Source organism: Paenibacillus arenosi, assembly GCF_014841135.1.
Lineage (GTDB): Bacteria > Bacillota > Bacilli > Paenibacillales > Paenibacillaceae > Paenibacillus_B > Paenibacillus_B arenosi.
In genome coordinates this window covers 43,467-59,226 of record NZ_JACYTN010000020.1, presented here as the reverse complement: position 1 = coordinate 59,226, position 15,760 = coordinate 43,467, and the positions used below count along the sequence as shown (strand labels likewise).

12 protein-coding genes and 2 riboswitches are annotated in these 15,760 nt (G+C 45.8%); all 12 genes read right to left on the bottom strand.

Features of this window, described 5'->3' with window-relative positions:
• Positions 1-10: 10 nt before the first annotated feature.
• The 12 genes from IFO66_RS18430 to IFO66_RS18370 all read right to left on the bottom strand — a co-directional run bounded on the left by IFO66_RS18430 (position 11) and on the right by IFO66_RS18370 (position 15,748).
• Positions 11-964, bottom strand: a complete 954-nt coding sequence (locus IFO66_RS18430) for an NAD-dependent epimerase/dehydratase family protein (RefSeq protein ID WP_192026574.1) — start codon at positions 962-964, stop codon at positions 11-13.
• Positions 961-1,791, bottom strand: coding sequence for a dTDP-4-dehydrorhamnose reductase family protein (locus tag IFO66_RS18425; protein WP_192026573.1), 831 nt, complete (start codon positions 1,789-1,791; stop codon positions 961-963). The genes IFO66_RS18430 and IFO66_RS18425 overlap by 4 nt, the downstream gene beginning before the upstream one ends.
• Positions 1,791-2,774: a polysaccharide biosynthesis protein gene (locus IFO66_RS18420; protein ID WP_192026572.1), complete on the bottom strand. Its 984-nt coding sequence runs from the start codon at positions 2,772-2,774 to the stop codon at positions 1,791-1,793. Before IFO66_RS18420 ends, IFO66_RS18425 begins: the two co-directional genes overlap by 1 nt.
• The gene (wecB, locus tag IFO66_RS18415; RefSeq protein WP_192026571.1) at positions 2,767-3,858 is read right to left on the bottom strand and encodes a non-hydrolyzing UDP-N-acetylglucosamine 2-epimerase; all 1,092 of its coding nucleotides are present in this window, start codon (positions 3,856-3,858) and stop codon (positions 2,767-2,769) included. The genes IFO66_RS18420 and wecB overlap by 8 nt, the downstream gene beginning before the upstream one ends.
• 11 nt (positions 3,859-3,869) lie before the next feature.
• Positions 3,870-5,390: a glycosyltransferase family 4 protein gene (locus IFO66_RS18410; RefSeq protein ID WP_192026570.1), complete on the bottom strand. Its 1,521-nt coding sequence runs from the start codon at positions 5,388-5,390 to the stop codon at positions 3,870-3,872.
• Positions 5,391-5,567: 177 nt separating this feature from the next.
• Positions 5,568-7,940, bottom strand: a complete 2,373-nt coding sequence (locus IFO66_RS18405) for a histidine kinase (RefSeq protein WP_192026569.1) — start codon at positions 7,938-7,940, stop codon at positions 5,568-5,570.
• A gap of 23 nt (positions 7,941-7,963) precedes the next feature.
• On the bottom strand, positions 7,964-8,602 hold the full coding sequence (gene kdpC, locus IFO66_RS18400) for a potassium-transporting ATPase subunit KdpC (RefSeq protein WP_192026568.1): 639 nt from the start codon (positions 8,600-8,602) through the stop codon (positions 7,964-7,966).
• 243 nt (positions 8,603-8,845) lie between these two features.
• A complete protein-coding gene (gene kdpB / locus IFO66_RS18395; RefSeq protein WP_192026567.1) occupies positions 8,846-10,933 on the bottom strand; it encodes a potassium-transporting ATPase subunit KdpB in 2,088 nt (695 codons plus the stop codon).
• Positions 10,934-10,962: 29 nt separating this feature from the next.
• Positions 10,963-12,639, bottom strand: coding sequence for a potassium-transporting ATPase subunit KdpA (kdpA, locus tag IFO66_RS18390; RefSeq protein WP_192026566.1), 1,677 nt, complete (start codon positions 12,637-12,639; stop codon positions 10,963-10,965).
• Positions 12,640-12,782: 143 nt separating this feature from the next.
• Positions 12,783-12,914, bottom strand: a complete 132-nt coding sequence (kdpF, locus tag IFO66_RS23875) for a K(+)-transporting ATPase subunit F (RefSeq protein ID WP_225445883.1) — start codon at positions 12,912-12,914, stop codon at positions 12,783-12,785.
• Between the two features lie 228 nt (positions 12,915-13,142).
• Positions 13,143-13,330: riboswitch (cyclic di-AMP (ydaO/yuaA leader) on the bottom strand.
• A gap of 75 nt (positions 13,331-13,405) precedes the next feature.
• Complete coding sequence (locus IFO66_RS18375; protein WP_225445882.1) at positions 13,406-13,849, bottom strand: hypothetical protein; 444 nt, start codon at positions 13,847-13,849, stop codon at positions 13,406-13,408.
• A gap of 79 nt (positions 13,850-13,928) precedes the next feature.
• A riboswitch (cyclic di-AMP (ydaO/yuaA leader) is annotated at positions 13,929-14,162 on the bottom strand.
• Between the two features lie 425 nt (positions 14,163-14,587).
• The gene (locus IFO66_RS18370) at positions 14,588-15,748 is read right to left on the bottom strand and encodes a CgeB family protein (protein ID WP_192026564.1); all 1,161 of its coding nucleotides are present in this window, start codon (positions 15,746-15,748) and stop codon (positions 14,588-14,590) included.
• Between the last annotated feature and the right edge of the window lie 12 nt (positions 15,749-15,760).

Below are 15,760 nucleotides of genomic sequence, written 5' to 3'. Positions count from 1 at the left end.
TGCTATACAGTCACCTCCTCAGTTGGCGAAAATAATTCAAAATGTCCGCTACTGATTCTGTAAACGAATATTTGGGTTTCCAGCCCCAACTTTCAAGCACGGGCAGTACTTCCTCCTGATCGTTATTTATTTTTCCGCTGCTCTCTGTAGACTTTGATGACATAGATGAGAATTCAGCTAGCGGTGTCGTGTCTTTCCATTGATACGGAATAGTTGCGGTAGCCATATTTTGAAATACTTCCGATACTTCCTCTAACGCTCTCACTCGTCCACTCTCTACCCGATAGATGCGGCTGTTCGCACCATTTTGCAAAATATGTGCGTATGCTGCCACTGCATCTCTTACGTCCAAATAATCTCTCCAATCCGCTCGCGAACTAAAGGTGAACGGCTGTTCAGGCTCCCCACGCTCACATCGTGCTACATAATTACCTAATAGAGCACATATGCCTGTAGAAGGTCCAGGCCCAATCAAATTAGACGGTTCAGCCATCATAATATGCATCGGATACAGTTGAGACCATGCTAATGCAGCTTGTTCTTGAAACCATTTGCTAATCGCGTATGGATGCAAGTTAGAACTGGAAGCAGCTGGCGCAGATTTCAGCTTGGAAGTAATGACGAGCACCCGTGTATCTGGAAACTCTCGCACTGACTCCAAAACATGCACCGTCCCAAGCATATTAATATGCATCGCTTCAGCAGGTGCCCGCCAAGATTGCTGCACCGCATTCATGCCTGCCAGATGAAGCACATATTGCGGTGATACTTGCTGCATAAAGTGACGCAGTGCCTTCGGCTTCAATATATCCACTTCGATTTGATTGATCGATAACGTAGAATCGAATGACACCCTTCGTCTCACGAAAGCAGTTACTTTCATACCCAAAGCAGCAAGTGTCTGACACGCATGCACACCTGTAAACCCAGACGCTCCTGTCACGACAATCGAAGCGTCCTTCATTGGCGCTTCATCCAGTCCGCTAACTCTTCCAACATCGCTGGATACGGTTTGACTCTATAATCAGCATCTTCACGTGTATTTACGAGCGATTTATCACCTTCATATTTCTCATCTGGCACAATATTCACATCCAGCTTGCCAAATGCTTGCTGGAATAAATTGAGCAACTCGTACTTACTAATTGGGATCGGATAAGAGAGATGAATAAGTCCGTAAATAGGGCGTTGTACATAATATTCAATCGCTTTTGCTAACTCTAACGTAGTTACTCCGTTCCAATATACTCTTTTATAGCCTTTCACTTCCCCTTCTTGCTTCAAAAACCATTCCAGCAGTCCAATGCCATGGGGACGAATTTCAGGTCCTACAATGGATGTGCGAATCGTTAAATGAGGGTTATGTTGTTTTAATTCGCCCAGTGCTTTCGTTACAGAATACGTGGACGTCCCATCTGGCTTGTCATTTTCAATATACTTGCCGCTCTTGCCTGAGAACACGCAATCTGTACTTATGTGTATCACTTTAGCGCCAATATGATCGGCTTTCCGTCGCAACTGGTGCGGCAGCCACGCATTTACTTGATAAGCTTCAAGCGGGGCACGCTCTGCCTCTTCATTTAAGATACCTGCTGCATTAATAATGACCTGCGGACGCACCGTTTCGATTAGCGTATCAAGATTCGTTCCGTCTGTGACATCGAGTACTAAAGACGCTTCATCTTCGATGTCTCGTGACGTGTAGAATACATGATAATCAGGCTTTTGACGGAAATAACGGACCAATATATGGCCCGCCATCCCATTACCGCCTATAATTAGCAGCTTCATTAAAGGAAGCCCCCTCGTTGCAGCATCAGATGAATTTCTTCCTTGCTTATGACATTTTGCTCGGAACTGAAGCTATTGAATTCAACAGACGGGTATAAGGCATACTTCTCTCTTAATCCTGGAATATCTAGTGTCGGTAAAATAACAAGATATTGTTCGTCGTAGACGACCGTTGTTAAGCTTTCATAGTCACTCATCAATATTTCATGAATTTTCTCGCCTGGTCGTATCCCTTTTTCAATAATCGATACGCCTTCTACACTAGATGCTTCAATAAGTACTTCAGCAAGATCAACGATGCGGCAAGTTGGCATGGTCATAACAAATATTTCACCGCCATGGCTTTCTTCGGAAGCCTTAAACAGCAGTGTTATCGCATCTTGAAGTGTTAAGAAGAATCGAGTCATTTTCATATCGGTAATGCCAACTTGACGCTTGCTGTGAATCTGATCCTTAAATAAATGCACAACAGAACCATTCGTGCCAAGCACGTTCCCTCCACGCACACACACGAATTGCGTGCTTGAAGGAAGCAAGTTCGCATAAACGATTAGCTTCTCTCCGATCGCTTTCGTCATTCCGTAAAAGTTCGAAGGATTGGCCGCCTTATCCGTTGAAATGTAGATTACTTTTTTGACTCGATTCTCGATTGCTGCCTCGATCACATTTTGGGTTCCAACCACATTCGTTTTCAATGCCTCATAGGGCTGTTCTTCACATACGGGAACATGCTTGAGCGCTGCAAGATGGTACACATAGTCCACGTCTTTACACGCTGTTCGAAGCGCTTGTAGGTCTCGGATATCTCCGATACAGAAGCTAAGGCTGCTATTTTCAAATTCTCGGCTCATTGCAACCTGACTTGATTCGTTACGTGAGAATACGATAATTTCCTTCGGTTGCTGTGGCAGCAATTGACGTATCAGTTCATATCCCCACGATCCCGTACCACCGGTCACAAGGATGCGCTTATTCTTAAACATCCATTTTCCCTCCAAGCAAAAATTTCACCACAGTATGTGAAACATGGGGCTCTAAGTACCCATTTGGACATTCCCAACTAGTCGGAAGTGAAGTCATTACGCCAACGGCTTCTACAATGTGCTTCGGCTTTAGTCCGCTAACGATGTTACTCCCACAATCGACTGTCTCAGGACGTTCTGTCGTGTTGCGTATCGTCACAGTAGGAACGTGAAAAATACAGCACTCCTCTTGGACCGTACCACTATCTGTAATCGCACAAGCTGCATGCTGCTCCAGCTTCACGAAATCAAAAAATCCAAAGGGCTCATAGCATTCTACCAAAGGGTTCAGCGACAAATGTGGAGTACTCTCCATCCTAGCTCTCGTACGAGGATGAACACTGCAAATGATTCGCTTGCCATAGCGTTCAGCCGTCTCATTTAAACTTTGCATAATTTGCTGCAAATGCTCTGCGCAATCCACATTTTCGGCCCGATGAGTTGTCACAATAAAATAATCTCCACGCCGCAAATTCAGCCTCGTCAATATCGTGCTTGCTTCAATTTTCGACTTATAATGTACCAACACCTCATAGATCGGGTTGCCTGTCAGTATGATTCGCTGGCTAGGGATGCCTTCCTTAATGAGATGCTTCTTGCTCTGCTCGGTGTATGGCATATTAATGCTCGACACTGTATCAATGATGCGCCTATTTTTCTCCTCAGGAACTCGCAAATCGAAGCAGCGATTACCTGCCTCCATATGCACAACAGGAATCCCTAATCGTTCTACAACGATCGCACTCAATGCACTGTTCGTATCACCGAGCAAAAGCACGCGATCTGGTTTCTCCTTAAGGCATATTTTTTCAATCTCACGAAACATAATCGAGAGCTGCTCACCTACACTCTGCTGCTGATCGAACAACTTATAGTCTGGTGATCGCAGTCCCATTTCCTCGAAAAAGATATCGCTTAATGTGTGAGTGAAATTTTGACCAGTGTGAACAACGATATGTTTTTCCGCCAATTGATCGAGCTGCTTCATAATCAGACTAAGTCTAATAATTTCTGGTCTTGTACCCAAAATAGTCATGACACGCATCGCTTCCTCATTCACCTCCTGCTCGCAGTTCGCAGCACCTTGCGCATTCGTCTAACGTTCTTCTTTCGCTTTCTTCGCCTTTGCCGCGCCGATGATAGTGGTGATTTGTGCGGTCTGGTTGCTCTAGATACGGTAGACGCTTTACGACGATTTCGAATAGATGGGGATTTGCGTGATGATTTTGGGGATAGCCGAACTCTTCGTGGTTTACTGGATTGTTTGCGCTTGTGAATAGGCTTCCGGGGACGTGAAGACCTTACCACTTCATTAGCATCTTTCGGAAGATCATGTTGACTCTCAGCTGTACTTGTCTGCACAGGAATGATTGTTCGCTTATGTGCACGAAAGAGGTTCCAAAATGCAGTTAGCAGACTTCGATAATGCTCGATACCATACACTTGTCTAACTACGTTGTAGTTATGAATACCAACTGCTGTCCGTTGTTCTGGGCTGCTTATCAATCCATTGACAATATCGGACAATTCTCGCCAGTTCCCCACATCCGCAATAAAACGCTCATTGCCCATGGATTGCTGTATTTCTTCTAATCCTCCTGAGCGATAGACGACAATAGGCTTGCCGAAGATGAGCCCTTCAAGTGCTGTCATGCCAAACCCTTCGGGAAAGAGACTCGGGGTCACAACAACATCAATAGCTGGGTATACATGCTGAATCTTGTTCTCGAAACCAGCAAATTGGAATTTGTCCTTTAATGAAGAGCGCTGCACAAGCTGCTGACATCGCTCGAAATAATCTTGATGAGCGGGGCATCCAATAACGATGAAGCGCGTTGACGTATTTCTTTCTGCAACTTGCATCGCCATCCACACGAAATGTTCCAGTCCTTTTTGGGCAGTTATCGTTGCTGCAACATACCCAACTAAGCACATTTCTGGAGCGATGCCTAATTCGACGCGTTTCTTCGCTCTTGACTGAGGCCATAAGTCAGGCTCCAATGCTTTGTCGTCCCATGAAGGAGGAAGTGTAAACAGAACAGGGGGCGAAGAGGTGGGGAAAGCTTGAGGATAGCGTGTCATAAAGGCCACTGCCGATTGAGATATACCGATAACTGCCTCTGCATACTGATGTACAATCGCTGCTGCATGGATTGTATACGCATTGTCTGGGATCTTCTCAGTAATCTGCCAAATGACAGGAATGTTCAGCGATTGAGCTGCTACTGCTGGGATAGCATGCACACACGTATTTGTCAGCACATAATCAGGAGCTAGACGTTGAAGCAAGCCAACAACCGCATCCCATTCCGAGTGTGCACGTAATTGCTCCAATTCATTATGCAGATCAGCATGAGGTTCCATCATGGAGTAGAACAATCGGCAAGGCTGAACATAGTAGGAGATCCCTGCATTCACTGCCTCTTGTGACAATATCCCTTCCTGAGGCACGATCAGAATGCATTCGAAGTTGAAGTTGGTCCGAAGTTCACGCATGAGAAAGAGGATTAATTTCTCTGCACCTGTAATATACGTTTGATTACATAAATGAGAGAAGCACACGATACGTGATCTCATAGCAGTTACCTGTCGACCGATAGGTCACAGGGTCAGTCCCCCCTCTCTTCACCAATGTACTTCAATATATTAGTACAGGTCACATATCGGCACGACATTTGAACCTTATCCAAGTGTACAATTTACTTGCGTCAGCCTATGAAAACAGAAAAAACGGCCAATAAAATCAGCCGTTCCTTACATCCTTTCATTATCAGTTACCACTAATACATCCATATGACGGGCAATTCGCATTAACATTTGCATACGTCCCATATGTGATTTGCGCATACGCCGTGCAGGTACACCTACTATCATTTGAGAAGCTTTATGTTCATCAGCTAGGCGAACCGCTTCCTTCGCCCAATATTGACAAGCCACACTCGCTTGAACACGAAATGTCCCCCCAAGTCGAACGGTTAATGCCTCGGTTTGCTCACACCATTTCAGAAATGGTTGACTCGCGGTATGTTTACCATTTAATGATAGAAGTGATGGGAGCATCTTCGATACAGGAAGACAAATAACATGCAGCTCCGCCTTTAATCGATGCGCAATTCGAAACCCATGACGCACAAGGCGTTCCGCACGCTCATCAGGTTCAACACATACAAAAATTACTTCTTTGCGCCTCCACGGCCCCCGCAGCAGTGCACGCCGTTCCCACGATTCCAAGCGCTCATCGACATCGTCGGCTACTTCACGCAAGGCAAGCTCGCGAAGTCCAATCAAGTTAGGTATGCGAAAAAAGTTGTTCAGCGCCTGATCAACCTTGTCTTTTGCATAAATCAGCCCATCCTGCATTCGCTTTTGAATCGTAGATGGGGTAACATCGATCAATTCCATCTCATCTGCAAGACGCAGCACCCCGTCAGGAACCGTTTCCCTGACACGCACCCCTGTTAAGTGCTCTACAGCATCATTCAAGCTCTCAATATGCTGGACATTTACCGTTGACATGACTGAAATACCCGCTTCCAGTAGTTGAATAACATCCTCATAGCGCTTAGCATGCACACTGCCAGGCACATTCGTATGTGCCAATTCATCAACGAGCACTAGCTCAGGCTTTCTCGTCAATATTTCTGCTACATTCATTTCTTCTAATAAGTGAGCTTGATATTTGATTTTCTGACGCTTCACTATAGGCAAAGCTCCAATTTGAGCAGCCGTTTCACGTCTACCATGCGTTTCTAGAAGGCCAATTACGACATCTATCCCCTGCTCGAGCAGTCGATTGCCCTCTTGCAGCATTTTGTACGTCTTACCAACACCAGGGGCTGCACCAATAATAATTTTAAAATGTCCACGCCTTAGTCCATCCGCACGCTCCTCAAGTTCACCTGCGGTCCAACGTTTAAACGCTTGTGTCGGCATCCTTTGCTCTGTCTTCACAGGAAATACACGCTCACCTTCGCGTTCCGAACGATCCGCCACAAAGAACAAGTCCGTATGCTCCACCGTCCGCAGCAAACCATTCACAAGTGAACCATGCAGCCATTCCTGCCACCTCGACTGGCGTGAATGTCCTAGTACGATTCGAGTCATGCTGTGTGTCCATGCATATTGGGACAGCAATCCTGCCATACGCCTGCGTGAGGACAAGGGCACTTCCTCCCACTCAGCGCCTATTTTTTGCACCAGTTTCTTCAATGATCGTTGAAATGTTAGCTGGAGCTGAGTTAAAGGCACATCTGGATCCACAAACGATAAAATAAACAATTCTCCGTTCAGTCGTTTCGCCACCTGCTCACCACGGCGAACATGAATAGAACCGTTCCATCCATATTGTGCGAGGACGAGAATGCGTTCCGTCACCCCAGATGGACCCTCCAATCCTAGCTCATGTCGATGCTGCTCCAATGAACCATTCACATCATTCGCTATCGTGCGCAAAGCCAGCTCACGCAAAATGCTGAGCCGGCTTCGTTCAGAAACTCGTTTATTTTGTCTTTTCTTATTTACCGATGCAAACGATATACGTTCCTTCTGCGAATAAACCTGCCTGCGCTCCATTAACGTTTCTGCGGATACATCCAGCAAGCGAACCTCATCTGCTGCCTGCAGCACCTCTGCTGGCAAGGTCCATTTCGGATCGACACCAGCGATACGACGAGCTTGTTCACTAACACGCTCGTCTTCATAGGCATTCATTGTCGCAATGACACTAATTCCTTGCTGCAACAAAAATCGCACATCGTCCAACCGGCGTGTTCGTGCTGCTTCAGGGCGATTCGGCTGGGCTAAGCCATCTACTAGCACGATATCTGGTGCTCGTTCGCACAAACGCTCCACGTCCAAATCTTCCAACTGTAACTGACCACGAGCCCAACTTATTGCTGCAACCGCTTCTATTGATGAGGTAGCAGTGTCTTGCTCTGGTACAGAAGTTCCCCAGACAACCTCCAAGCCTTCTTTCGCTCTTAATTCACCTTCATGAATCAATTGAGTCGTCTTCCCAGCGCCACTAGCCACTGCTACAAGAATGCATAGTCGGCCGCGCCGCATCTCCTCAATGAGCTTAAGCAGCACCTCAGGCGAGCGCCTGCGATAAGCATCCCCTTCTTTCATGGCCAACCTCCCGCCTAGTGCTTTTATTTCAACAATTGTCCCAATTCGATATTCAATAACAACACATTGACTCTACTTTCACCAAACACTCCAAGGTCAGGCCCTTCCGTATGCTTTTCCACTAACTGCGCCAATTGAGACTCAGACAGTCCTGTTGCTTTAACAATACGAGGGATCTGCACAACTGCTGCTTGAGGCGTGATATGTGGATCAAGACCCGAAGCCGAATTTGTCAATAAATCTGCTGGAACTTCAGATACCGCCACTTGTGGGTTCTGTTCCTTCCAATCGCTAAACGATTGGGCTACACGCTCTGTGAGCGCTTCGTTCGACGGTGCTAAGTTGCCTGAGCCTGAACCAACTCCGTTATATTCAATACTGGATACACGTCCGTGGAAATATTTCGAATCCGTAAAAGTCTGGCCAATTAATGCTGAACCAACAATTTGACCACTTTTATCCTTTACTAGACTACCATTCGCTTGATGAGGAAATAAGGTTTGTGCTGCCGCCGTCATAACAATTGGATACACAAGCCCGCATAAGACCATAAGGCCGATGCTCATTCGGATAATGGTGCCCAGACCACCACCTTGATTATTTCCTTGTGAGTGAGAGGCTGATGATTCACGACTGTTTGATGATGAAGCGTAAGTGTTCATGCATGGTCATCCTTTCGCGTATTTACGCATAGTATCCTTGTTATTTTTAATAGGAGTGTATCTCTATTTTTATAGGTAGACCTTCATTTCGGTAACTACATTACATGTAAAACCTTTTTCATATCTTATTTATTCTCTATTTAATCTGAAAATGGAAATGACTCGATAAACCCTATTCGTTGCCTTTACTTTTGAAGAGCAGATCCTGTTTACAATCGCTGTTGTAGTCGAGTTCTTTGGAATTTACAAGAAAACTCCGACAACTAAATCTATTAGCTTAATGCCGATAAATGGTGCCACGAGACCACCTAGTCCGTAAATCAACATATTACGGCGCAGCAGTTGTTCCGAGCTAAGCGGCTTGTAAGCTACCCCTTTCATCGCTAACGGAATGAGCAGCGGAATAATAACCGCATTGAACACAAGTGCCGACAAAACGGCTGACATCGGTGAATGAAGACCCATTATATTCAGAGCAGACAATTCAGGAATTGCGATCATAAACAAGGCTGGAATGATGGCAAAATATTTAGCCACATCGTTCGCAATACTGAACGTAGTCAGTGCGCCGCGCGTCATAAGCAACTGCTTGCCGATGGCTACGACTTCAATTACTTTTGTCGGATCCGAATCCAAATCGACCATGTTGGCAGCTTCTTTTGCTGCTGTTGTTCCACTGTTCATCGCAATACCGACATCCGCTTGCGCCAGTGCTGGCGCATCATTCGTACCGTCCCCTGTCATCGCAACAAGTTTGCCTTCTCCTTGCTCTTTACGAATTAAGGCCAGCTTATCTTCCGGCTTGCTCTCTGCAATAAAGTCATCCACCCCAGCTTCGCGAGCAATTGTGGCAGCAGTAAGCGGATTATCACCCGTACACATTACCGTGCGAATTCCCATTTTCCGCAGCTGTTCGAACCGTTCGCGCATACCTGGTTTTACCGTATCCTTCAAATAAATAACGCCATAAATTTGATTGTCTACTGCAACAGCTAGCGGTGTACCGCCTGCCTTTGCAATTTTTTCTGTAACACCATCAAGATCAGCTGGAATTACCCCGCCTTTACTTGCAACCCACTGCTTAATCGCATCTACCGCACCTTTACGAACGAGCCGTCCATCTGGCAAATCAATGCCACTCATCCGCGTTTCTGCTTTGAAGGGGACAAACTCTCCTTGCTCTGACAGCTCACGATCATAGCTAAGACTGTGCTTCACAAGCCACTCCAATACAGAGCGCCCTTCTGGAGTCTCATCAGAATGAGAACTTACAGCTGCCCAGCGTGCCAATGTCTGCACACTGTTGCCATTAACCGGAATTAGATCGTTCGCAAGACGGTTACCATACGTAATCGTACCTGTCTTATCCAAAATAATAGTATGGATATCTCCGCATGCTTCGACCGCTTTACCAGAAGTAGCTATGACGTTGAAGCGCGTAACGCGATCCATACCTGCGATCCCGATAGCGGAGAGTAAGCCACCGATTGTCGTCGGAATAAGACAGACAAGCAGCGCAATCAATTCTGCCGTATGCAGCGTAATGTTCAAATATTTACCGAAGAAAGGAAGTGTAACGACTACGATAAGAAAAATAAGTGTCAAGCTTACAAGTACCGTATGCAACGCTAGTTCATTCGGCGTCTTTTGACGTTCTGCTCCTTCAACCAAGGCAATCATGCGATCCAAGAAGGATTCGCCCGGATCACTTGTAATACGAACTTTCACCCAGTCACTTACCACACGTGTTCCAGCTGTAACGGAGCAAAAGTCACCGCCTGATTCCTTTAGTACAGGAGCGGATTCCCCCGTAATCGCAGACTCATCAATCGATGCCAAGCCTTCAATAACTTCCCCGTCACCAGCAATGGTCTCACCTTCACGAACGATAATAATATCGCCTTTTCGTAAGCTTACAGAAGAAACACGAATCGTACCTGTCGAAGTCACTTTTTGCGCCCACAAGTCTTTCTTCGTCTGCTTCAAGGAATCTGCTTGGGCTTTCCCTCTACCTTCCGCCAACGCTTCCGCGAAGTTCGCGAACCACACAGTCACAAACAAAATCAAACTAACAACTCCGTTGTACCAGCGAGGAGCTGCGCTCCCGAATGCATCAGGGACAAACGTCAATAGCAAGGTGATAACAAAGCCAAGTTCCACAAGGAACATCATCGGATTTTTGATCATAAACTTCGGATGGAATTTGCGCAAAGCATCTATAGAAGCTTGACGAACGATGTCGCCACCGAACATCGACTTCGATTTCTTGATTTCACTTCGAGACCCGCTATCATACGATGACGGAGTTTTCATCGATTGTACTGTACTCATTGCTTATTTCTCCTCTCGTTCGCAAACGATTATTTCCACAAAGTCAAATGTTCTGCAATTGGTCCAAGCACAAGAATCGGGAAGAACGTCAAAGCACCAACAACGAGAATCGTACCGACGAAAATCGTACCGAACGTTGCGTTGCTCGTCTTAAATGTACCTGATGTGACCGGCACTGGACGTTTCGCCATAAGCGATCCAGCAACAGCCAGCAACGTAATCATGCTAATATAGCGTCCGAAGAACATAACCAATCCCGTTGATATATTCCAGAATGGTGTTGCATCGCCAAGTCCCTCAAACCCTGACCCGTTGTTTGCAGCTGAAGACGTATATTCATACAGCACCTGTGAAATGCCATGGAAGCCAGCATTTGATATCGTCTCAGGATAAAATACAAGCGCGATCGCCGTCGGCACCAAAATAAGAATCGGCTGAATAATAAGTGTTACGGCGATAAGCTTCATTTCCCGAATTTCCAACTTGCGTCCCAAAAATTCAGGAGTGCGTCCTACCATTAAGCCTGATAAAAATACGGCAATCATCGCATACATCAATACGTTCACAAAACCTACACCTACACCGCCAAACACGGTATTAAGCATCATATTTCCTAGCGGAACTAATCCACCAAGCGGTGTTAATGTGTCATGCATCGTGTTAACGGCCCCTGTCTCAGAAGCTGTCGTAACGACTGCGTACAAGGCAGACTGTGCTACACCAAAGCGCACTTCCTTACCTTCCATACTAGGGCCTGACATACCAAGCTGATGCAGTGCTGGATTGCCCACTTGCTCTGCTGTTACCGCGATTCCAAGCATCATAATAAACATAATTGACATGGCGACGAAGAGTACTCTGCCTTCTTTCGCACTTCCAACAATTCGACCGTATGCAAACGGAAGAGAAGTCGTTAACAGCATCATGAGCAAAATTTGCAGCATATTGTTAATGCCGTTTGTATTTTCAAACGGATGCGCAGAGTTCACACCCATAAACCCGCCACCGTTATTGCCTAATTCCTTAATAGATAAGAAGGAAGCGATTGGCCCGCGGGCAATTTGCTGCTCTGCACCTTGCAGCGTTGTCACCGTTTCTGTTGGTGCAAATGTTTGTGGTGTCCCCAAGGCAACCAATAGAATCGCTGCAACGATAGCTATCGGCATCAGCACGCGTACGATGCTGCGCACTAAATCTACGAAGAAGTTGCCGAGCGGCTTGCCAGCAATTCCTCTCATAAAGGCAAAGGCAATCGCAAGCGAAGTAGCTGGTGCTGTAAACATCATGAACGTAATGCCCAGCGTTTGAGACAAATAGCTCAATCCGCTTTCACCGCTGTAATGCTGCAAGTTCGTATTCGTCATAAAGCTGATTGTCGTATTGAACGCCAATGTCGGCTCCATACCCGCTATGCCGCTTGGGTTCAACGGAAGACTGCCTTGCAAGCGTAATACGGTGTAAACAAGCAGCATCATAAACACATTCGTCAAAATTAATGCTGTCGCATAACTTTTCCACGTCTGATTCGTTTCTTTAATGCCAAATAGCTTGAACAATAGTTTCTCTATCGGTCCAAATATACCGTTAAGCGGCATCCGTGCCCCTTCACTATGAAATACTCGTGCTAGATAAATACCTGTTGGGCGTGCCAACAATAGCACTAGCAGTAGAGTAAGGCCAATCGATACCCAGCCTAATAACGTCATCTCTCGTTCCACCTCTCTAGATTTAACCCCGCTTCGATCATTCAACATCGTATCTTGTTTCGGTGCGTTCCGAATTACTAGTTACGTAATTCCCAGTTGCATGCCAAGTATTTTTAATTATTTACGCCTAGTATCTGCTGAAATTAGAACTTCTCAGGTTTAACTAGCGCGTATGCTAAATATAGAAATAGTGCAGCAATCACAATACCTAGCGCGATCATCATTTCCATCACCTCATCTATCAATTTCTTGCGAGCACCAATGTATGACGACATAGGCTGCAATTCCTAACATCAACAGTAAAATACACATCACCGCATCGAACATGTACCATTCCTCCCTTTGTCTAGTCAGATGCTGTTGCGCTCTCCTGATTTTCGCTCTTGCCGGCAAGCATACTGACTTGTCGGGACGCAAAAAGGCCACGCGGAAGGAGGTCCCCTTTCCGCGTGGCCAAATAAACACAGCTATAGAAACCGTGCATCGATCCACGACGAAATAAGGCTGCCTCTACGGACGCTTACGAGGTTAGCTGACGGATTCGGACGCAAGAGTCGCCCTACCAGATGCTAATTCGACGCTCCATCTATGCAATGGAAGCCGAGCAGTCATCCGGACTCACCCCAGACATGCAGATGCATATCGATTGGTTCCCCCGTTCCCTTATAAAGGGACTCAGCGATGAGCAAAGCCCAAAGCTATCTGATTGTATTTCTATCATCACCTATACCCGAACCATACGAGGCTATGATCATCATAAGCTCGTTCAAGCAGGCTGATGGCTGTCCTGACTCAATAAATCAGTCAGCAGAAAGGACACTTGGTCTGACTGCGTATAAATGACCAAATCTGCCCCCAACATCCGATAAATCGACTTCGGATAATTCTGTTTCGTAATCACCGTAATGATTTCGTCCGTCCAAGGACGACACTGCTGCAACAAGCGGCATGTCAGTGCGAAGCTTTGCTCAAATACATACATGCGCCCTACAGGTACAGTTGGCAGCACCATTGTCTTTCGCTGCGATGTCGTTCGCACGTTGCAAATATGCTTTACACCTAACTTCTCCATATTAGCTGTTAGACGGGTATTGTTCGATATCGCGGCTACAGATACATTCGCACCTCGCAGCTGCTTCAAAAAATCAACACCCATCGCATTGGGAGCAAATACAGTTACCATGCGCCCCTCACTATGCATCTTGTTCATTCCTCCTGAAATCCGTACAGCGGTCATTTTCGGGTGTGAGGCCATTCGAAATGCGCCAGTATACATAACGGTATTCAGGCACGCCTCTCCTCGGACGCTTACGAGGTTAGCTGTCGGATTCGGGCTCGAAGAGTTGCCCTACCAGTTCTCGGCACCAATTGCACCAATTCCTGCGATAAGCTGGAATTGCGTACCGATCTCTAGATTCACCCCAACAAACGATTGCCTGCGGCCTTTCAAGCTTAGTCAGGCAGCCGTTTGCATTTGGTTCCCCCGCTTCCGCACCTTATGCGGAACTCAGCGATTTCAGACGCTACGGAATGTAGTTGCTGTTGCTGAACTGAATCTTACTCCTCTGCTCCGAGACTGTAAACAAATCACAGCGCTCATTTTAGACAATCCCTAATTATGGCAGTCATATAAACCATTTCAATCTTTTATTTTCATATCATTTCCTCGCTCAAGCTCATTCTTTCTCTATTCTTAATGAAAACGAAAGATAAAAGGAGATAATCCACAAATAACCCCTATAATAACGCTTTCTTGAACGTTAATCCTCTTAAAATCGAACATATTTGCCGATAATCAGCCATTCAGCAAATTAGACCGCTTATCGAAAATAGACAAGCTTGCTCATCCCTCACCTACAATGTCACTTCATACATAGGCAGCAAAAATACCCCCACCTAATCGTTCTAGGCCGAGGGCAAAAAACAAGCTCCATAAGGTAAAATCTCCTCACTCTGTTTGACGATCAAATATAATACCCAACAGCTGCTGGAGGCGTTTCACATAACTATGATCTTTCAACGTACGCGCTAATCCGCGCAATGCAATCTCTCTACGTTCCTCTTCGTGGGTTAAATAGTAAACCGCTTTTTCCAGCAAGTCGATAGGGGTTTCATACGTTACAAGTTCAACTCCAGGCACATAAAAACTAGCTAAATCACTTCGAGCATCTGTCAGTTGCAAAGCCCCACATCCGTTAATTTCAAATGTGCGGGGATTAGGTGATGTTGCTCTAATTTGCTGAGAGTTTTGGTTTACTGTCGAATCATCATAATCTCTATGCATATTTATTACAATTTTACTACTATTATAAAATTCTGCTGTTTCTTTTGGACCCATCCAAAGATCAAGCTTAATAGATGACTTATGCTTCTTGTATTGGGGAAGCCGATCCCACCATAACCCTGAAACATGAGTATTGTATTTCATTAGTCGATCCATAATTGGCTCGAAGAAACGCACTCGATTCCAATAAGCAGAGCCAATAAAGCTAAAGTCATACTGAAATGGAGCCGGAGAAGCCCGCGGAGTAAAATGTTCAGGAAAAGCAGCAAAAGGCAAATGATGCACTTGCCTACATCCTAATGATTGATAGTACTCGATGGCCGTAGATTCTAATGTAAAAATATAATCATAATGAGGAGCAACCGCTGACATCCGATCCGTATAATAGGGATCATCTGTAATCCATAACGCTGTACGAATAGCGAGAGCCTTCAGCTCAATAAGCTGCTCAGCTGGAAAATCCATGCCATCTAGAACGAGGACTAGATCTGCACGATATTCTACGGCACTTACAGCTATTGAATCTTTAGGTCCCGATACTCGCACATCTATAGCCATTGCCTGCATCGTTGATACCACAGCTTCATCAAGCGGTGAATAAGGGAATCCTTTGCCTGACGATACGTAAATAATACGTAATTGGCGCTGGGGAGCATGTTCAGTAAGTGTATGCACAAGCGCTTGTGCTCTTCCACGAAAGTACCCTTCTCCGTATCCTCGTTCGTGTCCTTCTCGCGCTCCTTTATCACTAGCCGACCGCACCTGATGCAGCAATGATGGTCGAGATTGCTTGACTATGCCTTTTTTCTCTGTTGCACCAGCCATCCTATTCCTCCT